The 23,892-nt window shown below is 49.0% G+C and carries 16 protein-coding genes and 2 tRNA genes; 13 read left to right on the top strand and 5 right to left on the bottom strand.

The window, feature by feature from the left end:
• Positions 1-2: 2 nt before the first annotated feature.
• From TREAZ_RS11375 to TREAZ_RS11365, 3 genes are all read left to right on the top strand, one after another.
• A tRNA-Cys gene (locus tag TREAZ_RS11375) sits at positions 3-74 on the top strand.
• A gap of 910 nt (positions 75-984) precedes the next feature.
• The gene (prfH, locus tag TREAZ_RS11370) at positions 985-1,761 is read left to right on the top strand and encodes a peptide chain release factor H (RefSeq protein ID WP_015712009.1); all 777 of its coding nucleotides are present in this window, start codon (positions 985-987) and stop codon (positions 1,759-1,761) included.
• On the top strand, positions 1,751-2,947 hold the full coding sequence (locus TREAZ_RS11365; protein ID WP_015712008.1) for an RtcB family protein: 1,197 nt from the start codon (positions 1,751-1,753) through the stop codon (positions 2,945-2,947). The genes prfH and TREAZ_RS11365 overlap by 11 nt, the downstream gene beginning before the upstream one ends.
• A 21-nt stretch (positions 2,948-2,968) precedes the next feature.
• Here TREAZ_RS11365 and TREAZ_RS11360 read toward each other — a convergent pair whose 3' ends face one another.
• Complete coding sequence (locus TREAZ_RS11360; protein ID WP_015712007.1) at positions 2,969-4,168, bottom strand: peptidase U32 family protein; 1,200 nt, start codon at positions 4,166-4,168, stop codon at positions 2,969-2,971.
• A gap of 1 nt (position 4,169) precedes the next feature.
• Positions 4,170-4,658 (bottom strand): flavodoxin, encoded by a 489-nt coding sequence (locus tag TREAZ_RS11355; RefSeq protein WP_015712006.1) that lies wholly within the window; start codon positions 4,656-4,658, stop codon positions 4,170-4,172.
• Between the two features lie 164 nt (positions 4,659-4,822).
• Between TREAZ_RS11355 and TREAZ_RS11350 the strand changes: the two genes are divergently transcribed.
• The 5 genes from TREAZ_RS11350 to TREAZ_RS17445 all read left to right on the top strand — a co-directional run bounded on the left by TREAZ_RS11350 (position 4,823) and on the right by TREAZ_RS17445 (position 12,245).
• A complete protein-coding gene (locus TREAZ_RS11350) occupies positions 4,823-5,644 on the top strand; it encodes a sugar phosphate isomerase/epimerase family protein (RefSeq protein WP_015712005.1) in 822 nt (273 codons plus the stop codon).
• A gap of 143 nt (positions 5,645-5,787) precedes the next feature.
• A tRNA-Val gene (locus tag TREAZ_RS11345) sits at positions 5,788-5,861 on the top strand.
• A 34-nt stretch (positions 5,862-5,895) separates the two neighbouring features.
• Positions 5,896-7,056, top strand: coding sequence for an FIST N-terminal domain-containing protein (locus TREAZ_RS17875; protein WP_015712004.1), 1,161 nt, complete (start codon positions 5,896-5,898; stop codon positions 7,054-7,056).
• Between the two features lie 27 nt (positions 7,057-7,083).
• Positions 7,084-10,302, top strand: coding sequence for an ATP-binding protein (locus TREAZ_RS17450; protein WP_015712003.1), 3,219 nt, complete (start codon positions 7,084-7,086; stop codon positions 10,300-10,302).
• A 14-nt stretch (positions 10,303-10,316) separates the two neighbouring features.
• Positions 10,317-12,245, top strand: coding sequence for an ATP-binding response regulator (locus TREAZ_RS17445; RefSeq protein WP_015712002.1), 1,929 nt, complete (start codon positions 10,317-10,319; stop codon positions 12,243-12,245).
• A 12-nt stretch (positions 12,246-12,257) separates the two neighbouring features.
• Here the strand turns inward: TREAZ_RS17445 and TREAZ_RS11325 are convergent, their stop codons facing one another.
• Positions 12,258-13,421, bottom strand: a complete 1,164-nt coding sequence (locus tag TREAZ_RS11325) for a PAS domain-containing protein (RefSeq protein ID WP_043923068.1) — start codon at positions 13,419-13,421, stop codon at positions 12,258-12,260.
• A gap of 124 nt (positions 13,422-13,545) precedes the next feature.
• On the opposite strand from TREAZ_RS11325, the gene TREAZ_RS11320 reads away from it, so the two are divergent.
• Together TREAZ_RS11320 and TREAZ_RS11315 are read left to right on the top strand one after the other, a co-directional pair.
• Complete coding sequence (locus TREAZ_RS11320) at positions 13,546-14,541, top strand: diacylglycerol/lipid kinase family protein (protein WP_015712000.1); 996 nt, start codon at positions 13,546-13,548, stop codon at positions 14,539-14,541.
• A complete protein-coding gene (locus TREAZ_RS11315) occupies positions 14,534-17,233 on the top strand; it encodes a hybrid sensor histidine kinase/response regulator (protein ID WP_015711999.1) in 2,700 nt (899 codons plus the stop codon). Before TREAZ_RS11320 ends, TREAZ_RS11315 begins: the two co-directional genes overlap by 8 nt.
• A 37-nt stretch (positions 17,234-17,270) precedes the next feature.
• On the opposite strand, the gene TREAZ_RS11310 is transcribed toward TREAZ_RS11315, so the two are convergent.
• On the bottom strand, positions 17,271-19,034 hold the full coding sequence (locus TREAZ_RS11310) for a methyl-accepting chemotaxis protein (RefSeq protein ID WP_015711998.1): 1,764 nt from the start codon (positions 19,032-19,034) through the stop codon (positions 17,271-17,273).
• A 119-nt stretch (positions 19,035-19,153) separates the two neighbouring features.
• Here TREAZ_RS11310 and TREAZ_RS11305 point away from each other — a divergent pair, with 119 nt between their 5' ends.
• Genes TREAZ_RS11305 through TREAZ_RS11295 form a run of 3 tightly spaced genes read left to right on the top strand, consistent with a single transcriptional unit; the run spans position 19,154 to position 22,399 of the window.
• Positions 19,154-20,266 (top strand): DUF362 domain-containing protein, encoded by a 1,113-nt coding sequence (locus TREAZ_RS11305; RefSeq protein ID WP_015711997.1) that lies wholly within the window; start codon positions 19,154-19,156, stop codon positions 20,264-20,266.
• Between the two features lie 41 nt (positions 20,267-20,307).
• A complete protein-coding gene (ybaK, locus tag TREAZ_RS11300) occupies positions 20,308-20,793 on the top strand; it encodes a Cys-tRNA(Pro) deacylase (protein WP_015711996.1) in 486 nt (161 codons plus the stop codon).
• A 52-nt stretch (positions 20,794-20,845) separates the two neighbouring features.
• Complete coding sequence (locus TREAZ_RS11295) at positions 20,846-22,399, top strand: bifunctional metallophosphatase/5'-nucleotidase (protein WP_015711995.1); 1,554 nt, start codon at positions 20,846-20,848, stop codon at positions 22,397-22,399.
• A gap of 4 nt (positions 22,400-22,403) precedes the next feature.
• On the opposite strand, the gene TREAZ_RS11290 is transcribed toward TREAZ_RS11295, so the two are convergent.
• The gene (locus TREAZ_RS11290; protein WP_043923066.1) at positions 22,404-23,891 is read right to left on the bottom strand and encodes a glycogen synthase; all 1,488 of its coding nucleotides are present in this window, start codon (positions 23,889-23,891) and stop codon (positions 22,404-22,406) included.
• Position 23,892 lies beyond the last annotated feature (1 nt).

The following is a 23,892-nucleotide window of genomic DNA, read 5'->3' as shown; positions in this document are numbered from 1 at the left end:
ACGGCGCCGTACCCAAGCGGTAAGGGAGAGGTCTGCAAAACCTTTATGCGTTGGTTCGATTCCAATCGGCGCCTTAGAGAAGACAGTTATTTCAAGGCTTGTTAATTCTTTGTAATATAATGAATTACAACTTTGTGTAGCATCTAAGCTATATGGATTAAGTTAAGCCTGAAGGAAAAGGGCGTTCATTAGCCGACTCATTGTCAGCAAACTACTGTCAGCAAAACGCTGTATCAGTTTGTTGTGGGGTCTGGAGACAAAGCGGTGGATGTCAGGGCTATCAACCGGAAAAAAGACCCATGATGAAGCCCTGTTGGTGCAGTAGTGAATACCGGCCAGGTTATTTCTGAACTAAAGAAAGCGGTATCATTCACCTTTAGCAGCGAGTAATTCGTTCTGTCCCCTTCGGGTTGCCTTGGCATGGACTTTTTATAATTCTCTATACCGCAACCGCCGTTAAGGTCTTTATCTGCTTTAGTACATGTTCAATCTTACGCTTTGCCAAGGTTGTCTCTATATGCTCCTAAAAGCGAAGGAAATAACCTTCTGAAAGACCAAAAAGTTTGGTAAGATGTAAATCCGTGTCGGCACTTATACCTCGTTTGCCGTTGACAATATCAGTTATGCGATTAGGGGAAACATCCTTGAATGTCCCAGGGTAATTTCTTTGACGCCATACCATTAAAGATTTTTTCGGTTTCCTTATCGCTGAATGATGTAATCATTATTTAGGTATTATATCATACATATTAACGGAAAGAAAACTAGCAAAAAAATTGACAAAAACTACTTGACAATTATTGGACGATAACTATAATAAAATAATCTTATCTTTACAGGAGGCACTAAAATGACGGTACAGACAACCAATATCGAACTCAATCAAAAGGTTAGAGCCCCTGGTTCCCGGTAAATCCACAAGAGCAATTTCAAAAATCGCCCTGTTTTCCTGCCTTTACCCAATCCACGAGACACTTTAATTAGTTGATTGCTTGTCATATAGCAATCTATTCTCTGTCCTTGTACGCACATAATGCGGCAGGGACAGTCTATGCCAGGAGATTATCGTTGAATACGATTTGGCAAAGGACCTGTCGGGTCCTCAGTATTTCATCAGGGAACGGCCCTGAAGAATGCGCACATGCGGCTGCACTTACCGTAAAGGTAATGTTGCAGGAAATACAGCATTTACAGGGTATCACGGCACAAATAATAGAAACGGAACCATCCTGTGAAAAAGAGAATATGCGATCTGCCCTGCTTGCCTTTGATGGGCAGGGGGCAGAAGATTTTACAGATTCATGGACGGGAGTTATTCAGTGGGTTTTTAAAAGTACCTATCGGCCTCATCACAAACGAAAGAACTGGTTTGTATCGGTTAAGCCCTATTCCGAACCGGCCATAGGGGAGGTGTTTTCTTTAGCCGATGTACGGTTTGAAACCGCACGGGCAAGCGGTCCAGGCGGTCAGTATGTCAATAAGACAGAAACATCAGTACGGGCTATCCATATCCCCACAGGCAAAAGCGTCGTAGCCCGAGAGGAACGATCCCAATTAATGAACAAGCGCCTGGCGCTTGCCCGGCTCGCATCATTATTTGATGAGGAAAAAACGAATAAACAAAAACAATCCAGATCCCAATTACGGCATACCCACTATGAGCTTGAACGGGGAAACCCCATCCGTATGTATGATGGTGAAACTTTAAAAATGCTCAAGGTTTTTCCGGCAAAAGAAGAAGGTAAACAGAATGATCAATGAGTTAGCAAAATTAACCACAGTTAAGCCGATTTTGGTTAAGGGGAAGTACAACGAGGCGCATGTATACGCAAAAGCTTTGGAAACAACGTGCGAAAACAAAATCTTGCAGTACCTTAACCATCCGGCCTTTGCTGATACAAAAGTGAGGGTCATGCCCGATGTTCACCTTGGAAAAACTACCGTAATAGGATGGACAGCAACTTTTGGAATCCTGATCATTCCTTCTGTCATAGGGTTGGATATTGGCTGCGGAGTATGCGCCTGTAACCTTGGCAAGGGAAATTTGCGTTTTGACAAACTTGATACGTTTATCCGTAAAAATATCCCATCCGGCCAAAATGTAAGGTCATCCTTGCATGAAGACCTGGATAAGTTGAACAGCTTTGCTTCGCAAAATACCGGTAGATCTGAATTAGCCGATACCGGATGTTTCAAAAACGAAATCAGAAAGCTTTGCGAAAAGCAGGGGCATAATCCCGAACGGGTATTCGCGTCTCTTGGCACCCTTGGCGGTGGCAATCATTTTATTGAAATAGATGTTGACGAAAATCATAACCGCTGGCTTTTGATTCATTCGGGCTCCCGGATATTAGGAGCGTATACCGCTGAATACCATGAGACTCTTGCCCTGCGGGAGACCGATGCAGAAAGCCCGAGCAAGTACCTTTCAGGAACATTCGCTGGAGATTACCTTACTGATATTCGCGTGGTTCAGTATTATGCCTGTGTAAATAGGGCGCTTATGGCGCAAACCATCGCCGGATTTTTCAAGGTTGATATTCGGGAAACCGAGTACCGTGATTGTGTGCATAATTACATCGATACCGATAATTCCATTATCCGAAAAGGTGCCATATCAGCAAAAAAGGATGAGCCTGTGATCATTCCCTTTTCCATGGCAGAAGGAGCTATTCTTGGACATGGCAAGGGAAATCCTGATTGGAACTTTTCCGCCCCACATGGTTCCGGCAGAAAAAAAGCCCGCACCGATGCCCGAAGCCTTTCCCTTGACGAATACAGGAAAGAAATGAAGGGTATATGGTCCAGCGTCATTTGCAAGGATACTCTTGAAGAAAGTCCTATGGCCTATAAAAAACCAAAGGATGTTCTTGAATACATTGGGGATACGGTCGAGGTAGAACAGCGCTTAAAACCGCTTTATAACTTCAAGGCAGTTGATTCGTAGCGAGGGAAAAATGGTATTTCCTTATACGCGCCTTATGATGTAGCCCGGCTGAACGGGGACGCCTGGTTTGATGCGGATAATATGCTCATGGTCGGCCTTTTTTACGGAATTGCCGTTTTCCTCTATAAGCTCAAAGTTTGAATCTTCTATATGCGGCAGATCCGGGCCAATATATTCAATTGTTTGCCCTGTGGCAATTTGATTGCGAATGTCCAGTTCGTATAAATAATCGGAAACCTGCCGGCCAATAATCCCCAAAAAGACATGCCCCATAAGATAGTCTGTTTCTGTGGGACGCTCCACCTCGCTCTTGCCGAAATAGAAGCCCGTACAATATTCCCTGTGGCTTACGTGGAAAAGGTCTGCGCGATAAGCTGCCGGATCATCGTTTGTGCACGGTGTACTATTTGTACACACTGCGTCCAACTGCTTTCTGTAGGCGCGGGTAACAACGGCTGTATAATACAGCGACTTCATGCGGCCTTCAATTTTTATCGAATCAACGCCTGCCGATTTAAGTTCGCCAAGGTGGTCAATCATGCACAGGTCGCGGGAGGATAGTATAGTGGTAAAGTTTTCACCTGCGGCGATGGGGAAGTATTCACCGGGCCGTTCGGATTCTTCCAGAACACGGTAGTTCCAACGGCAGGAATGAGCGCATTCGCCCTGGTTGCCGGAGCGGCCTGCCATCCATGCGCTTAAGAAACAGCGGCCCGAATAAGCCAGGCACATGGCGCCGTGAACAAATGCTTCAAGCTCAAGCCCCGGATTTTTCGCCTTGATAACCGCGATTTCATCAATACTTACTTCACGGCCCAGAACAATGCGCGAAAAACCCATGTCCTGATACACACGGGCCGCCTCGGCGTTTGTGCAGTTTGCCTGGGTTGACAGGTGCAGCTTCGCATTTGGAAAACAGCGCTTCAAAAGCGGGACTGCGCCGACATCACTGACAATAAAGGCGTCAAAAGGATAGTCGGCTATATAATCAAGCTCGCTCTCAAGGCGGGCAAGATCAGCGTTATGAAAATAAATATTGAGAGCGCAATAGAGTTTACGATCGCCTTTTAGTCCGGAGATAACGGCAGCCTCGTCAGTATGAAAGTTGTCGGCTTTAACACGCAGTGAAAAGTCTTTGATGCCAATGTAGACAGCGTCAGCCCCATAGGCATAGGCATATTTTAGTTTCTCAAGATTTCCCGCAGGAGAAAGAAGTTCCAATTTACTGCTTTAGATTAAGGCTCTCTACCCATGCAGCCAAAGCATCCCTGGTTGGCTTGCCATTTAACAGTTTTCCTTCTTTCCATACAGCCGTGCCGGCAACGGAAGGCTGCAGCGCTTCTTTGGTCTTGCCTAATCCGCTGCTGCCGGATGTCGCAAATAGTACAATAGTCTTTCCGGAAAAATCATAGCTTTCCAAAAATGTGTTAATGATGGTTGGCGCTACATACCACCAAATCGGGAAGCCCACAAATACAACATCATACACCGCGATGTTGGCATTCTTGTCAGCAATCGCAGGGCGGGATGATGGGTCTTTCATTTCTATCGAGCTGCGGGAATAACCGTCCCTCCAGTCCAAATCGGCCTTGGTATAGGGCACTTCCGGCTTGATTTCATAAAGGTCGGCGCTTGCAGCCTTCGCCAGTGTCCTGGCAAGTTCGGAGGTAACACCGCTTGCTGAAAAATACGCTACTAATTTTTTGCTCATAGTTTAATCCTCTATCCAGACTATACTATTCGAGGAATGGGGTAAAGTGGTTCAGGGAGCGTGCGGGTTTTCAGGAGCTTTACCCTTGATATTTCTTCTATTCTTGACCAGACTGCCAGCTTGTGTGATAATTATAGAATATTTCTTATTTATGGAGGGAAATTATGTTTCCTATTATGTTGCAGCTTTATAATGTGCGGGACGAGATGGCTAAAGATTTTGATGGAACCTTGAAACAGGTGGCGGGGGCGGGTTACAAATATGTGGAACTGGCTCTGGCCCAGTCATATGGCAAGACAGCCGCCCAATTCAAGGACAGCCTGGGCAAGGCTGGTCTTACTGCCATTTCCGCCCATGTGCCCTTCCGGGATATGACCAAGGACCCCGAAAAGGTTATCGGCTTCCATGTTGATATCGGGTGTAAATTCATCGCCATTCCCTTTCTGGGCGAAGAGGACCGCAGCGGCAGCCCTGCCTACGGAGAGGTTAAGAAAGAAATCGCCAGGCTGGGCGAAATTGTCAACAAAAAAGGCGCTGTCCTTCTCTACCATAACCACGAATTCGAATTTGTGGACTACCAGGGCAAGTACATGCTGGACGATCTCTACGATTCCATTCCTGCCAGTCTCCTCCAGACCGAAATCGATGTGTGCTGGGCCAAGGTTGGCGGCGTAGTTCCAGCGGAATACATACTCAAATATTCAGGCCGCGCCCCTGTAGTCCACCTCAAAGACTTTGACTCCTCCCAGGGCGGTAAGATCAAGGCCGACTACGACCTCATCGGCGAGGCCAAGAAAGCCCGCCAGGCTGGCGCCTTCCCCTTCAGGGCGGTAGGCCACGGCGTGCAGGACATTCCCGCCATCCTCAAGGCCTCTGAAAAAGCAGGCGCCAAGTGGGTAGTGGTAGAACAGGATCTCCCCAGTCCGGGCATGACCCCCATCGAATGCGCCAAACAGAGTCTGGATTACCTTAAGGGGCTGAAATAAGCGGCCAGCCATTCCTTACTAGAGCCAAGGCGCAAGCCTTGACCCGTAGGCCGCGAAAGCGGCCAGTTAATCCATTCCTTACTAGAGCCAAGGCGCAAGCCTTGACCATGAAGCCCCGGGTATGCTAATTTTGCGTTTCAGGAGGGCGCGTAGCTCAGCTGGTTAGAGCGCCACGTTTACACCGTGGATGTCCGGGGTTCGAATCCCTGCGCGCCCAGAAATACGCAATTATTACGGCACAGGGGAGAAAAATGATAAAAATGCTTACTGCCGTTACCAGCGAATTAGACGACATCAAGGCCGCTGCGGAAGAAATCCTGGGACAACTGGACATTGGACACAGGCTGCTTAAAAATTCTGTGGGCATTATTATCTGTGAAACGGAATTTGTTGAGGCCGGGATTGTAGAAGCCCTCTGTGCGAGGCTTCCGTTTGACGTGGTTGGGATCACAAGCCGGGGCAATGCCGCTGCAGGACGCTATGATTCCGAAATGCTCAGTATATCGGTATTGACCAGCAACGATGTCATATTTTCAACGAGCTTCTCCCGGCCCATTTCCCAGGGCAATATTGAAGCGCCCGTCAGGGATGCCTTCAATAAGGGTCTCTCGAAATATGCAGAAGAGCCTTCTCTCATCCTTGCCTATCCCCCGCTTATCAAGAGCATTGGCAGCGGGGCGGTGTTTAAGCAGATCAACAAAACAGCGGGCAATATACCGGTGTTCGGATCCCTCTCATGCGACGGGACAGTCAATTTTACTTCCTGCAAAACCATTTGGAACGGCAAGGCCCTTCCGGACGCCATGGCCCTTGTCTTTTTGTACGGAAAAGTGAATTCCCGTTTCTTTGTCACTTCTATACCCCCGAACAGCCTTCAGAAACAATATGCGGTTATTACCGAGTCCCAATCGGAGACAGTCAAAAAAATAAACAATATGCCTTTTACCGATTACCTTAAAACCCTGCAGCTTTCCCTTGTAAATATGGATATCCTCTATACCATTCCCTTTATGGTCAAATACAATGACGGCAGTCTGCCGGTGGCCAGGGCTTTATACAGCATCACCCCCCAGGGCTACGGTGTTTTCGGAGGGGAAATGCCCGAAGGTTCGATGGTAACCATAGGCAGCCTGGGCTATCCGGGAATTATGGAAACAGCGGAAAATACGCTGAAGGAATTATTAAACGAGAGGGAAAGTTCCTCCTGCGCCCTTATTTACTCCTGTGCCGTCAGAAATATACTTTTAGGCACGAAGCCTTTTGATGAACTTGAAAAGACAGTCGGCATTCTGGGAAACGATATGCCCTATCAGATTTGCTATTCCGGCGGTGAAATTTGTCCGGTCAAAAATGCCGAGGGCCTTATGATAAACCAAATCCATAATTATACCTTCGCCGCATGTATTTTCTGATACCGGAACACCAGAGGGTTCATATTAATGGATAACAATGAGATCCGGGCAGAGAACCCCCATATAAACCCTGAGACAATGAGCCGGGAGGAACTTCTTGTTCTTGCCGGGGAACTCCTGAAAGGCAAGCGTCTGCTTGACCGCGAAATCCGCCGTCTCAAGAACCGGCTGGATACGGCAGAAGTGCTTGCCGATACAAAGCATGTCTTTGAAAATATGCGGACTGCGGAACAGGTAAAGCTGGAAAAGTACATGAAGATGGTACTCGAAAATATACCGAACCCTCTTCTGCTCATTAACAGCGAAGACCGCATCGCCTACTGTTCCAACGCGTTTTTAAAACTTGCCAATATTGACAATTTCGGGCTGGTAAACGGGCAGAAGTACGAAGAGCTGTACCAAAGGCTGGGGGAAGAAGAATTCAGCAAAAATGCCATGCGGCGCATGGAAGCTCTAAAAATCAGTCAAAAACCCTATTCTACCGAGGCTTCCATTAAATTTCCGGGCATGAAGGAATCCCGTTTATTTACAATTCAGGTAACGCCGCTTATGGAGGAGCATCACACCTATGACGGCGTCCTTGCTATCTATCATGACACCACGGAAGTAAAAAACGCCGAAGCGGAAGAACGTACCAGGGTCATGCTGGACGCAACGCCTCTTGCCTGTTTTCTTATGGACGGGGAAGGAGCGGTTTATGACTGCAATAGGGAAGCCCTTACCCTCTTCGGCGCGGAATCGAAAGGGGATTTTATTGAAGATTTCTATAGCTTTATGCCTAAATTTCAACCCGATGGCATGTCCAGCAAGCAGAAAGCGTTGCAAAATATCCATAAAGCCATAGAAACCGGCCGTATTACTTTTGAATGGACCCACTGCACTGCCGAAAAGGAACCCATCCCGGCGGAAATTACCATAGTGCGGGTTAAATGGCAAAACGACTGGCGTGTGACTGTATTTGTCCGCGACCTCAGGAGCATATATCAAAAAGAAAAGGAAGTGCAGCAAGCGGAACAGGCGCTTCTCCGCAAACGGGATCATCTGGATATAGTGGCGGGTATTTCCAAATTCAGTTATTGGGAATATGAGAGCGCCACTGACCACCTGATTTTCAGTTCCCATTTCAAAGATGAGTTTGGTTATGATCCTGAAGAAATTACTGCCGCGGGCGTTCTTAATCCTGTAATAAGCGATCCCCCGTCAAAATGGATAGATATTATACATCCCGATGATCTTGGCCAAATGTCCCGTGAACTGAATGATTATCTTGCCGGAGTTTCGGACAAATACCGGTCGGAAATCCGTATCCGCCATAAAAATGGAGAGTATATTTGGGCGCTTACCGCAGGGCGCGCCATTGAATGGAAAGACGGCAAACCTTCCCTCATGATAGGGGGGCTCTTGAATTTAAACGACATCAAGCGGACCGAAAGCGCCAATACCGCCAAAAGCCATTTCCTCGCTTCCATGAGCCACGAAATCAGGACACCCATGAACGCTATTATCGGCATGAGCGATCTTATGCGCACCGATAATCTGGACGACAAACAGAAGGAATTTTTCGACGATATAAAGAAAATGTCCAAAATGCTGCTGCAAATCATCAATGATATTCTGGATGTTTCAAAAATAGAAAGCGGCAAGCTGGATATCAATCCGGTTCATTTTAATCTTTTGGATTTTTACGACAATATCGCTTCCCTGAACCGTTTTATGGCCGAGGGAAAGGGACTGGAATTCCGCAGCAGCTTTGACCTTAATATACCACAGATAGTTTATGGCGATGATATACGGATCAGACAGGTTGTTACAAATATCCTGAATAACGCCATTAAGTATACCAGAGAAGGATATGTGGATTTTCGGGTTGGGCAGCTGACAGAGCAGGACAAAACCTATACGGTCTTTACGGTGAAAGACAGCGGCATCGGCATCAGAAAGGAAAATCTTACAAAGCTCTTTGGAGAATTTGAGCAGTTTGATGTACAAAAGAACCGGGGCATCAGCGGTACGGGGCTGGGGCTTTCCATTTCGAAGCGGCTTACCGACATGATGGACGGGCGTATAGATGTGCAAAGCGAATATGGAAAAGGCTCCGTATTCACCATATTGCTGCCCCTTCCCCGGGGGGACGCGGGAAAAGTGGAACAGGCAATAGCAGAAAGCAATATAACTACCAATGGCAAAGCAAAGGTGCTGGTAGTTGACGACAGCGCCATCAATTTGAAAGTAGCCCTTGCATATCTGGATACCCACAATATCAAGGCTGATACAGCGGAAAGCGGAATTGAATCCCTGAAAAAAATCAAAGAGAAACAGTACGACCTCATTTTTATGGATCACATGATGCCGGAAATGGATGGCCTTGAAGCGGCGGCGCGGATTCGTTCGTCCGGGAATGAGTGGTATCGGACTGCGCCGATAATAGCGTTGACCGCCAATGCCGTATCCGGGGCCCGGGAATTGTTCCTGGAAAACGGTATGAATGATTTCTTGTCCAAACCAATTGACGCAAGGGAGCTCTCTATAATACTCGCCAAATGGCTGCCCAAGGATATGCTGCTCAAAAATCCCCGGAAAGAAAGAAAAAGCGCAAACTCCGATGAAAGAAAGGAAGCCGGAACCAGTCCAAATAGCGAAAGCTCCAGGATAGACCGTGCCTCGGGGATAACGAATTCTGCAAACAGTGATATACTGTATCAGCAGCTATTATCGGAATTTACCATTAGCCACAGTGGGGATTTTCAGAAAATCGAAGAGGCGCTGATAAAAGGGGAACGCAGGGCAGCGTTCAGGGTGGCTCATACCCTGAAAAGCACGGCGAACCTGATAGGGGCAAAAAGTCTGGGAAATGCCGCTCTGGCAGTGGAAACGGCCCTAAAGGGAGAAGAAACCGAAAAGGTCCTGATGCCCCAAGATACGCTGAAAGCCCTGGAGACCGAGCTTGGCGCAGTGCTGGCTGAATTGAAGGCGTTAAAGCCCGAAACAAGGGAACAGAGCCAGGGCGCTGGTTCCCCGGCGCCGCAGAACGTCGGCAGCCTGGACAAGGCCGGGGCCCTTGCCTTTATTGCCCGCCTTGAGCCCATGCTGAAAACCGGCAGCACCGACAGCCTTAATTTGGTATCCGATATACGCGAAATACTTGGGCCTATGGCAGAAAGCAAAAAACTGATAGAGTATATTGCCAGTCTCGATTTTATGGAGGCGGCAGCGCTATTGGACACGATAAAAGAAAAGCTTAGCTAAGACGGAGAAAGTGTATGGATACAAAGCAGAAATATTCAATACTCGTGGTTGACGATGAAAATGCGAATTTGCTTGTTCTTAACCAGATTTTATCGTCCGAATATTCCGTGTATACCGCCAAATCCGGAGAGCAGGCCTTGCGGCTGGCTGCGGAGAACAAGCCCGAACTCATACTTCTCGATATCATCATGCCCGACATGAACGGTTTTGAGGTACTCACAAAATTAAAGGAATCCCCGCAAACCGCAAATATCCCGGTAATTTTTATCACCGGGCTTGATAACGCAAATGACGAAGAGAAGGGCTTCGAGCTGGGCGCCGCCGACTATATCACCAAACCGTTCAAATCGGTGGTAGTTATGGCGCGGGTTAAAACCCAGATGAAGAACACTGCCCTGATTCACATGATAGAGGACGATTTTGTACGGGTGTCTTCCATTGCCGAGGGGTCGCCCCAGCTTATGCTTTATATAAATGCCCAGGGGAAAATCGAGTACCTGAACCCCGGAACGGTCGCCCTTTCGGGGTATACCCGTGAGGAGATTATTGACGGTGGGCTTACCCTTATTCTCGACGCTGACAATCTCCGCCGCCTGAACGAAGAAATCCTTCCCGCCAGCAGCGGGGGGCACCTGAGTTTTGAAATGCCCGTAAAGCGGAAAGACGGCGAAATAAGGTCTTTTTCGTTTTCCGCCTTCGCGGCGCAGCTTTATAACGGGGAAACCGGTATTGGAATTACCGCCTGGGACGATACCGAATTAAAGCGTATGCAGCAGGAAATCGCCCAGGCCCTGGTCCAGGCCAAATATTACAATAAAGCCAAAAGCGATTTTTTAAGCCGCATGAGCCACGAAATGCGTACCCCCATGAACGCCATTATAGGCATGACCGCTATCACCAAAACCGCAAAAGAAGAAAGCCGCAGAATATATTGCCTTGACAAGATCGAAGATGCTTCCCGGCATCTTTTGGATCTTATCAACGATGCTCTGGACATGGCGGAGATTGATATCGGAAATTTTGATCTTATACCTCAATCATTCAATTTCAATAAAATGGCAGAGCAGATTATTGCCCGTACTGCGTCCATGGCTGAACAAAAGAAGCAAAAATTTACCTCCGCTGTTGACCCGGCAATTCCGGTTCTGCTCATCGCCGATGAGCGTCGGCTGAAACAGGTATTGATGAACCTGCTGTCCAATGCGGTCAAATTTACCCCCAAAGAAGGGGCCGTGTATTTTTCCGCCTTCAAGGTTAGCAGCAGCGAAGATACCTGCGTTATCCATTTTGAAGTAAAAGATACAGGCGTGGGTGTTTCGGATGAACAAAAGAAACATATATGGGACGCTTTTGAGCAGGCAGACAACAGCATTACCCGTACCTACGGCGGAATCGGCCTGGGCCTGGCCATTACAAAACGAATAGTGGAAATGATGGATGGTACTATTGAGGTAGTGTCGGAACCCGGTAAAGGCTCCTTGTTTATTTGCACCCTCAAACTCAAGGTTGACGCTGCCTCTTTGGCCGGCGGAGCAGCTGCCGGCGCCGCCTCTCCGGTATCCCTCGAAGGGCGTCATATTCTTGTGGTTGATGATGTGGAAATGAACCGCGAGATCATTTTTGCCATACTGGAAGATACTGGTGCCATACTTGAGGGCGCTCAAAACGGCGAAGAAGCCGTAGAGTTGTATTTAAAAAACACCTATGACCTTATACTTATGGATCTGCATATGCCCGAAATGGACGGCTTTGAGGCAACCCGCCGCATACGGGCTTCCGGGATCAAAGGGTCGGACAGAATCCCCATCATTGCCGTGACGGCAGATACCGGAGGAGACATGATTTTCCGCTGCTTTGAAACCGGAATGAACAGCCATATCGGGAAGCCGGTAGAAATGGAAACGCTTGTCAGCCTGATCGCGCAGAATTTACAGAAAAGCTAGAAGCAGCCCGGTTCACGGAGCTTCCCGCAGATCCCGGGAAAAAACAGCAATACGGTACCCCTCCCGCCATTGAATACGCACCCCGGTCATTTCCACCGGGAAGGGTTCCCCGGCCACGGTACGGTATATCCATTTATACCGGACATACCCCTTTTCAAGAATCTCATCGATCATGGCCTTCGCCCTGCTCCGGCTGGGCGTTCCGTCTTCCTGGAATTCAGGATAGGCGGTAAAGTTTTTAAAAAGGCTGTTTACATCGGCTTTTTGGGAAACCCCGAGCATCTGTGCCGTTTTCTGATTGCATTCCAGGATATTATTGTCAGCGTCCCGGATGGTACAGGCCATAGGGGCGGCGTCCATCATGGCGCGGAGCAATTCCTCCGTTTCCCGAAGCCTTTTTTGACTGGCCTCGACTTCCCGTAAATCCCGGGAATAAGCGGCAAAGGCGGCGTTTTTCAGGGACACCTTCCGAAGAGTCACATCTGCGGGGAGTTCTTCCCCCTGCAAGCTAAGATGGAGCCAGGGGAAGCGAAGATTGCCGGTACGGAGCACTGTAGCATCGTACCGTTTCTGCTTGCTTATGGAAGCTTCCCCGTCATTCTGGAATTCGGGATTGGTTTTGTTAATATTCGCCAGCAGCTCGGCCTTGCTTTTTGCGCCGAAATACCGCACCGCCTCTTCGTTACAGTCAATGACCTTCCCGTCTTTATCCCTGATGGAACAGGCTAAGGGGGTAGCGTCCAGCATCGCCTGTACCCGCTCGTCGGCTTCGGCCCGGAGCAATCCGGCCTCTTCAAGCAAATACACCTCCACTCCCTGAAAGACATTCCTGTCATCCAGAAGCGGTATAGACTGAAGCAGGTACCGGCATTTTTTGCCCTGACCGGAAAAATCGATATACAGGTGGCCGATAGCGATCTCTTTTTCTAACTGTATCTTCTCAAAGGTTTTCTGCGCAATTTCTTTGGTTGAATCGCTATCAAAAAATGCAAATAATTCCGAAAAATGCAGTCCCTGGAGGTATTTGTATTTTTCAGATCCTACTGTTTTTATAAAAACATCGCTGCAGAATTCAATAAGGCCGTTGCCGTCAAGTATGATAACAATATTGGGGGTGTTTTTCAGCAGCAGCTGAAAATACTCCCTGTCTTTGCGCGCGCTTTTATGGAACAGCATCCCGATAGTATCCCCTTCCCGAATTTTCCGTATTATTCTATCATTTTTCTTAAAAAAATGCAAGCTTCTTGTTTATTCTGAACATAAGCAATATAATGCGGCTTGGGGAATGGAGGCTCCGCAGATGGCAAAAAAGCATTTGTTCATCATTAATCCGAAATCCTTTCCCAAAAAAAGAAAGCTGCAGCAGGTGATTGCCGCGATTGATGCATATTTCACCGGCCGGAAGGCTGGGAATCTTCCTCGGGAGGATTTTTTCATCCATATTGAAGAATTTCCCCGTGATTCCATCATTGTTATCAGAAAATACATGCAGAATCTGGAAAAAGAAACCGCTTTGCGGGTCTACTCCATAGGAGGGGACGGAACCTCTTTTTGCTGCCTCAACGGGATCATGGGTCTTCCGAATACGGATCTTGCCATTATGCCCCACGGCACGGGGAACGATTTTGTCCGGAACTTCGGCGAAGAGCACATTGCGGAATTCAGGGATATAACGCTCCAGACAGGGGCAAAAGGAATACCAACCGATATTATCCACTGCGGAGACAACTATGCCCTCAGTTATTGCACCATAGGGATGGAATCGGCGGTGATAATCGGAATACAGCCATGGAACAAACAGTTTGAAAAAATCCGCAGACGCTTCAACTGGATAAATTCCGCTTTTATCATTCTGGGCGCTATCCAGGTGGCATTCAATAAAGCAGTCATTAATCAATACTATACCATAAATGCGGACGGGGAGGATTTGAGCGGTTCATATGCGCTTCTGAATATCGCCAACGGGCCCTGCTACGGTATTGATAAAAACGCGGTAATTACTGCTGTTCCTGACGATGGTTTTCTGGACATGCTCCTTTTAAAGAGCATATCTCCCCTGCGGATTTTGCTGATGATGGGCCCTTACTTAAAAGGAGAATTCGCCAAATACCCGAAATATTTTATCTGGAGGCGGATCAAAAAAGTTTCGATCAATTCCGAATCCCCTCTTTTTGTGAACATGGACGGTGAAGCCTTTTTTGATTCGGAACTCACCTGCGAGGTTGTTCCCGGCGCCGTAAATATCGCGGCGCCCAACGGGCTTTCGTATCAGAGACGGGCGGCCCCCCATGAATAACAATACCAATTCCAATGTCCGCTATTACCGCCTGGCCAACGGTTTGATAATTACCGCCATTATCGCCTTCATGGTATTCCGGGTTATCGCCGCCCTTTCAATGGGGGAATATTCAGGAGGCTTGATTGTTGTCGGCGCCAGCTTAATAGTCCTCCTGCTGATTGGTATTTTTATAAAACTGCAAAAATATATCAATTCGGCCCTTGCCGTCCCTCTTTTGGTTTATTTTGTCTACATAATTGCTTCTTTCTTTATGGATAGCTTTACCTACTTTTTCGCCGTTCTTTTTATCATTGACAGCATTGCGGTAATCTATTTTAATCCGAAAAAATTCCTGCAGTATTCGATCATCACCAATTCTATTAATATTGTTCTGATATATTTCCGGCTTCCGGGGTCTCACTTTGGAGTAGAGCTCCCATTTTCTGAACTTATGGTAAACGGGGTGCTGATGCTCGCTGAAACAGTGCTGCAGTTTCTGATTATCCTTTTCGCAGCGGACAAAAACAGTAAATCCATCGCGGCGGAGAATACTTTTTCGACCCTGATGACTACAACCCCGGATATGATGGCCATGGTTGACGAACTGAATTGTATAACCTATATCAGCGATAAAATGGCAGCCTTTGCCAATATCAAGGACCCCTCGCTGCCCATAGGCAGGTCCATTCTGGATTTGTTCGGCGATATGAATGTCAAGATGATGATCGGCGAAATTCTCAAAACCCGGGGTTTTGTGGAACACACCGCCGAGATAAATCTGGACGGGGAATCCCGTTATTTCAGAATCATTTCCGATAACCTCACGGGAGAAACAAAGGGACGTTTCCTCAATATCACGGACATTACGGAACTGGTTCAGGCATCCCTGGAAGCAAAGGCCGCAAGCCTTACCAAGAACGAATTCCTTGCGAACATGAGCCACGAAATCCGGACCCCCATGAACGCCATTGTCGGCATGAGCGATCTTATGCGCACCGACAACCTCGACGAGCAGCAGATTAAATATTTTGTGGATATTAAAAGAATGTCCCGGTCTCTCCTCTCCATTATTAACGACATTCTTGATTTTTCCAAAATCGAAGCTGGAAAATTGGATGTCATTCCGGTGCATTACAATATCAGGAGCCTTTTTGCCGAAGTTTGTTCTATGTGCCAGTTCATTGCCGAGGGCAAGGGGCTGCAATGGCAATCCGATCTGGACCAGGATATTCCGATGGTTCTCTTCGGCGACGAATCCAGGGTCCGCCAGATCCTGGTCAATATAGCAAACAACGCCGTCAAATATACCCACAGGGGCTTTGTCAGCTGCAAGCTCAACCGGGTGACCAAAAATAAAATAGATTATCTTGCAATCGCTGTGGAAGACTCAGGCATCGGCCTCAGAAAAGAAGATATTCCGAAACTGTTCGATTCCTTTCAGCAGCTTGATGTGAGGAAGAACCGAGGCATCGCCGGTACGGGTCTGGGGCTGGCGATTACCCATAGGCTCCTTGACCTGATGGGCGGTTTTATCGAAGTAGAAAGCGAATACGGCAAAGGCTCATGTTTTACCGCGTACATTCCTCTGATACCCGGGGATACCCTTCAAATTGAAAATACCATTGATTCCATGGTAAGCGCCAAAGGGGATGTAAAGATACTTGTGGTGGACGATACCCCCGAGAATCTCACTGTCGCCAGGGGTTTTCTGGAACTCCGTCATTTTATTGTGGAAACCTGCGCAAGCGGGTCGGAAGCGATACACATGTTCCGCAATAGGCATTATGACCTTGTCTTTATGGATTATATGATGCCCGACATGGACGGCCTTGAAACTACAAAGCTTATGCGGGAATGGGAAAAAGAGAACGGAAATACTGAAGCTGGCAACGGGACAGCTTCAGTACCCATCATCGCTCTGACCGCCAATGTGGTAAACGAAGCTTTGCAGACTGTTCTTGCCGTAGGCATGCAGGATCTTCTCCCCAAACCTATTGAAGTCCGCAGGCTGGATACGATTCTGTCCAAATGGCTGCCCAAGGACAAGATTTCATCGGAAATAGCGGCCCCCGCAAAAATTGATGCAAAAGACAGCGATCTGTTCCTGAAACTCCGGGAAATAAAAAGTCTTAACGTGGACACCGGCATTTCCCTGTCAGGCGGGCAGCATGAAGGCTATCTTAAACTCCTGCGGCAGTTCTGCGGCGGCCTTGATGAGAGCATCCGCATACTTCGGGAGGGCCTGGAAAAAGAAGACTGGAAATCCCTGGGCATTAAGGCCCACGGCATTAAAAGCGTCCTGCGTACCCTGGGCGCTCCTGAACTTGGAGAATGGGCCTATAAACTGGAAATCGCCGGCAGGGACGGAAACGCCGCTGTCTGCCGCGAAGAAACTCTCCCCTTCACCGAAGCAGTCCTGAGCATCAGGGAAAAACTGCTGGCCACGGGGCTTATGACGGCGGAAGAAGAAATCGAAAAACGAAAGGTCGATAAAGAGACCATCATTGAAAAGCTCCGTATCCTGGCCGCCGCCTGCAAAAGATCCCTGGTGTCCGAAATTGAAGAAGCCGCCGCTGAACTGAAAGGGCTAAGCTATGACAACGAGACTGACACCGCCATCAAGATAATTCACGATCTGGTTGATTCCTTTGATCATGAGCTGGCGGCGGATCGTATTGCCGATCTTGTCAACAGTCTTGAGAGTTCCTGACAGTTGATTAACAATATAACTCGGTAATGTTTTGGACTTATTTCCTCAGTTCAGAAACCAGTTCCAGCAATTCCGCAGATTTCCGAAGCAAACCTTTTAGTTCCTGGTCAACCTGGGTTACCAGGGTATTGTTGTCTGTAGCGATGCCGCTTACATCGTTGACCAGGGAAGTGATGGCTTTGCTTGAATCGGACTGCTGTTCCACCGAGGCCGCAATGGACTGGACCTGGATCATAGCATCCTTGACTGTGATTTGGGCTTCGATTAAGGATGCCGCTGTTTTCTGGGAAAGATCCGTCACGTGGGATATTGAGGATACCGCATTATCCATGCCGGTTATATTTACCTTGGTAAGCTTCTGCATTTCCGAGATGGAACTGTCTACTTCCCTGGCCGCGGACCGGGTTTTTTCCGCCAGCTTGCGGACTTCCCCGGCAACCACCGCGAAGCCCCGCCCCGCCTCACCGGCATGGGCGGCTTCGATGGAGGCGTTCATGGCCAGCAGGTTGATCTGATCGGCGATGTCGGCGATGACATTCATAATGCTGCCTATGGTATCCGATTGCTGGCCCAATTTATTGATATTTTCTGTCAGGCTGCCGGTTATGGTATACAGTTCCTTCATAGCCTTGCCTGACTCTTCCGCCATGGATACGCCGGCTTCGACTTTTTTATTGGATTCTTCGGACTTTTCCGCCGCAGTGCCGGCGCTGTCGGTGATCCGCAGTACCCCGGAACTAAGCTGTTCCATGGAGGAAAGGATTTCGTTGATACGGTCGGTCTGGGTATTGCCTCCGGCTTTTACCCCATCGGCATTGCGGGAAACAGTGCTTACAGTGGTTTCCATGTCGTGGGCGGCATTTTCCACCTGTGCCGCAATGTCCATGATCTTGGAGGCCGCCCTTTGGGCTTCCTCAGCCTTGGCGCGGGCTTCAGCCTCCTTGGCCTGTACTGCGGCAAAGCTGGTTTGGAGATTTTGGGCCATCCGCAGGAAGGAATTTTCCAGTACCGTAATTTCGTCATGGCCGGAAGCGGAAATTGACAGGTTCAGGTTGCCCGACGCCAGCTGCTCCGCGGCCTTCACAGTCGCCTTTAGGGGCTTAAGGATGGATCGGAGGGTGAATACGCAGAGGGGCCCCAGAATCAGGATCATCAGGGCTGCGACGCATCCGATGATAAACGCCATACGTTTGTTTAGGGCCTCGGACATACGCTGTTCCATAGCCGCCTTGTAGATATCAATGTTATCAATATAAATACCCGTGGAAATCCAGATATCCGTCCCGGGAATGTATTCTACATAGGCAAGTTTAGGGGCAATATCCATAGAGGGAGGTTTTGGAAAGGCAAAGTTGACGAAACCCCCGCCTTTTTGGGCATTTGCGTAGAGCTCCCGCACGTAATAAACGCCATTGGCATCGGCAGTCTGGGCCAGATCGTCTCCTTCCCGCTGGGGAAGGGTGGGGTGCATAAAGATGACCGTACCGATGTAGGTAAAATAGTAGCCCGACTGATCTTCTTCAAACCGGTAATCCTTGATGGCGGCGCTGATAATATCATGCTGTTCCTGCCGGTCTGTTACCCCTTCCAGGGCCTTTCCCAGGGCAACCGCCATGGACTGGGTGCCCAGCTTGAGCTTTTCCTGCTGCCCCTCTAACATTACCTGTTGGGCGTCGGCAATTCCTGAATTTTTGACATTTTCGGCAGTCAAAAATATGGTTCCTATCAATGCAACTATTGATAAAAGCAATATGACAATAATCGCAACTATCCTGACGCCAATAGAAATGTTTCGTAACATAATATCTCCATTTTTTATAAAGTACTTATAGAAACCAGAATAATCCCTAACATTGATATATGGTATACAGTGAAAAGAGTTATTTGTAAATAGTTTATGAATTGGGCTATAATGCAACTATGGAAAAGAACGAAATTCTGGTGATATATGGCAGCGATCCCTCTGATATGGCGGAAAAGCTCGCGGAAGCGGCGAATTTAGCCGCCCTTGTCGGAGATAAAAACAAACGTATAGGGCTTAAACCTAACCTCGTGGTTTCCCGACCCGCCAATGAGGGGGCCACAACCCACCCTGAGATAGCGGCAGGACTCATCGCCTATCTCAAGAAAAACGGGTTTAACAATTTGGTCATCCTCGAAGGTTCCTGGGTAGGCGATTCCACAAGCGATGCCTTTTCAGTCTGTGGGTACCGAAAGCTCGCCAAAGACGCCGGGGTAGAACTCATAGACACCCAGACCGATAAGGCCAGGGTTTACGACTGCAAGGGCATGAAAATTGAAATTTGCGACAGCGCCAGGGCAGTGGACTTTATGATTAACCTCCCGGTGATGAAAGGCCATTGCCAGACTCTCCTCACCTGCGCCCTGAAGAACAACAAGGGCATTATGCCCGACAGAGAAAAGCGCCGCTTCCATAGCGAAGGCCTCCACAAGCCCATCGCCCATCTCAATACTGTGGCCCGGAATGACTTCATTGTAGTAGACGGCATCTGCGGGGATCTCGATTTTGAAGAAGGGGGAAATCCTGTCTTTGCAGGCCGTATGTTTGCCGCCCTGGACCCGGTACTTTGCGACGCCTGGGCCGCAAACCTCATGGGCCTTGATACGAGGGATATACCCTACATAGGCCTGGTCGAAAAGTTGGGAGTAGGAACGGCAGATATTACAAAAGCAGCGATTCGTGAATTGACTCCGCCCTCGGAACATTCATCTTCCGCAGGCAGCAGTACTGCCGGAACAAGCAGGCCCGGTGGCAAAGTAAAGCAGCTCGCGTCATACATACACGAAGACAGCGCATGCAGCGCCTGTTATGCGGCGCTGGTGTTTGCCCTTTCCCGCCTGAACCGAAGCGAACTCAGCAGCTTTAAAGAACCCATAGCCATAGGCCAGGGTTTTCAAAACAAACAGGGAAAGATCGGAGTAGGCCGCTGCACTAAAAGTTTTACCGCGTCCTGTCCGGGTTGTCCCCCCAGCGGAGCGGACATCCTCAAATTTCTTCGCCTGAGCGATTAAACAAATAAAACAACTATATGATGTAAATTATTGGAGCGTTTATGCAAAAGACCAATGCCATGCGGCTTCTTGACGCCGCAGGAATTCAATACACTGTAAAAGAATATGAAGTTGATGAAAGCGATCTTTCCGCTGTACATGCGGTGGAACTTTTAGGCATGCCCGGGGAACAGATATTCAAAACCCTGGTGCTCCGGGGAGTGTCGGGAAATCATTTTGTTTTTTGCATACCCGCAGCGGAAGAACTGGATCTTAAAAAAGCAGCCCGTCTCAGCGGGGAGAAGAAGATCGATCTCATACCCATCAAAGAGCTTCAGCCCCTCACCGGTTATGTGCGGGGCGGCTGTTCCCCCATAGGCATGAAGAAAACTTTCCCCACCTTTATCGAAGAGACTGCCGAACTCTTTGATTATATAGGAATCAGCGCCGGTATACGGGGCTGTCAGATTTTCCTTGCGCCGGGAGATTTTCTAAAATTTACCGCCGCCGCCGCCGCGGATCTTACGGTAGAGACATCAAAGATGTAAATTTATATACTCAAGTTGAATCCATTCACTAATTTTCATTCAGGAGGAAATAATGAAAAGTGTTTTTAAGTTGATTGCCATTGCGGCGTTGGCAGCGCTGCTGACCTTTCCGCTTTTTGCCGAACCTGCCCGTGAAGCGCCCGGCGCAGCCAAAAGCTACGAACTTGTGCTGCTCCACACCAACGATCACCACGGGGCCTTACTGCCCAATGGCGGCAAAGGCGGGCTGGCTGAAGTCGCAGCCTACATCAAAGCGGTAAAGGCAACCAATCCCCAGGTGCTCCTTCTGGACGCCGGAGACATTAATACAGGCAGCGCCCTTTCCAATATGTTTGCCGCGGAACCTGATATTTTTGGCTACAATATCATGGGTTATGACGCGGGGATCTTCGGCAATCATGAATTCGACGGCAATCAGGCAAAACTGGTCAAGCAAATCGGGCAGGCCAAATTCCCCTTTGTCTCGTCCAATATTAAAACTTCCGACGGCAAGTACCTGGGGGGCAACCAGTACCTCGTAAAGAAGTACGACGGCTTTACCGTGGGTATCTTTGGTATCACTACCCTGCGAACCAAGATCATCGCCAGCCCCGACAAGAGCCTTAGCTTTATCAATGAGATTGACGCTGCCCGTGAAGTGGTAAACATCCTGCGCAACCGGGAGAAGGTGGATATCGTTATCGGGGTTTCCCACATCGGAAATGTAAAGGAAGCGCCGGATCATATCATTTCCCCCGAACTTGCCGCGGCGATTCCCGGCATCGACATCATCGTGGACGGCCATTCCCATACGTATATGGAAGCCCCCATCAAAGCAGGTTCCACTTATATCGTTTCAGCCAATGAATGGGGAAAATATGTAGGCCATGGCAAGCTCACCGTTCAGAACGGCAAGCTCGCCAATTTCGCCTGGAAGCCCATCGAGATCGCCCCTGACGCCGAAGTTGCCAAGATGCTCGCTCCCTACATTGAACAGGCCAGCAAGAGCCTCAAGGAAGTGGTGGGCCAGGCGGCGGATACCTTCATCTTCGGGAACCGTCTTACCCGCTACCAGGAGACTGCCCTTGGGAACATGATCACCGATGCCAACTCCTGGTACTTCAAAACCGTGTACAATCAAACGGTGGACTTTACCTTCCACAACGGCGGCAACATCAGGGCCGAACTCCCCAAAGGTCCTATCACTCAGGAACTGATCCTCACCATACTCCCCTTTGAAAATTATCTCTTTATTGCAAGCCTTAAAGGCCAGGAGATTCTCGAACTCTTCAACTTTATCGCCACTATCCCCCAGGGCGCAGGCGGCTTCCCCCAATTTTCCAAAGAAGTGCGCTTCACCATCGATAAAACCGTAGGCGATGGTGTAATAAAAAACCTCACCATAGGCGGACAGCCTGTTGATCCCAACAGGACGTATCGTTTCTGTACCAACGACTATATTCTGGGGGGCGGCGATGGTTACGAAGTCATGAAGAAAGCCGTAGACCCCTTCAACACGAGCCTGCTTCTTTCGTATGTGGTCGGGGAATACATTAAATCCGAAGGCGGAACCATAAGCCCCGCATTGGATGGAAGGCTGACCGTTACAGGCGGAGTGACGCCTTAATAGTCTATTTTGTTATCCCCTGCTTCTTCCGGGTCCATTCGTACATTTCGATATATTGTTTGGCGGATTTAGCCCAGGAGAAGTCCTGGGACATGCCGCGTATGCGCATGGCTTCGATCTGGGGACGGCGGTTGTACCAGGCCCAGACGGCCCAGCCTACGGTGTTGTAGATGGCATTGGGGGTGGGATCGTCGAACATGAAGCCCGTACCGGCGCCTGTTTCCTGGTTGAAGTTTTCTATCGTGTCCGTGAGGCCGCCGGTGTTGCGCACTATGGGGATGGTGCCGTAGTTGAGGGAGTACATCTGGTTGAGGCCCGAAGGCTCGTAACGGCTGGGCATGAGGAAGAAGTCGCTTCCTGCTTCGACAAGGTGGCTCATGCTTTCGTCATAGCCGATTTTCGCCTTCAAATTGGAAAGCCTTGAAGACAGGCTGCGGAGTTCGTTTTCGCACCAGGCTTCGCCTGTGCCAAGTATGGCAAACTGGAGGTTCATGTCCCTGCAGAAGGAATAGGCTGAACCGAAGGAGGGGCCGAAAAGCTCGCCCACCCCTTTTTGGCCTGTGAGGCGGGAGATGAGTCCTATGATGGGGACTTTGGGATCAGGGGGGAGATCATAGGCTTTTTGAAGGGCTTCCTTGGCCTTGAGTTTTCCAGCCATATCTTTTTCGCTGTAGGTTTGGGGGATGAGCTTGTCTGTCCTGGGGTTCCAAAGGTCCGTGTCTATGCCGTTGAGTATGCCCCGGTAATCTTCGGCCCGGTAGCGGAGTATGCCGTCCAGCCTGAAGCCGTAATGCTGGGTTTTTGTTTCTTCCGCATAGTGGGGCGAGACAGTGTTGATGGTGTCGGCTGAACAAAGGCCCGCTTTGAGGAGGTTCATCATGTTCCAGTCGTCGAAGCCCGCATTGTAAAAGATCTCCCAGCCCATACCGGTGTGGTTATAATTGTCTTTGTGGTATATGCCCTGATAGCCCAGATTGTGAATGGTCAGGACCGAGACGGTTTTCTCGAAACCTCCCTTGCGTTCCGCGTATTTGAGGAAGACCGGAACCAAAGCGGCGGGCCAGTCGTGGGCGTGGACCACATCGGGGAACCAGCCTGTCTTTCTGCAAACCTGAAAAACTGCCCTTGAAAAGAATGTAAAACGCCTTGGGTTGTCGAGGAAATCAGGCTCCGAGGGGATGCCGTAAATGCCGTCCCTGCCGAAATACTTTTCGTGATCGATGAAGTAGACCTCAATGGGATTGTTCTTTGGGCTGCCGGGGAGGGTGGCGGTGAGCACTTCGCACCATTCCTCCCCCCCGCCCATGGGAACGCCGAGGGCGCCTTCCAGGGCCGTGAGCCTGGTTCTGTCCACGCTGTAGTAGCGGGGAATGATTATCCGTATCTCATGGCCCTGCTTCGCAAGGGCAAGGGCAAGGGCGGAAACCACGTCCGCAAGGCCGCCTGTCTTGGCGAAAGGAACCGCCTCGCTTGCGGCCATGAGGATCTTCATC

Origin of the sequence: Leadbettera azotonutricia ZAS-9, from assembly GCF_000214355.1 — a bacterium.
In the GTDB taxonomy this organism is placed as follows: domain Bacteria; phylum Spirochaetota; class Spirochaetia; order Treponematales; family Breznakiellaceae; genus Leadbettera; species Leadbettera azotonutricia.
This window is presented reverse-complemented; position numbering and strand designations above follow the sequence as displayed.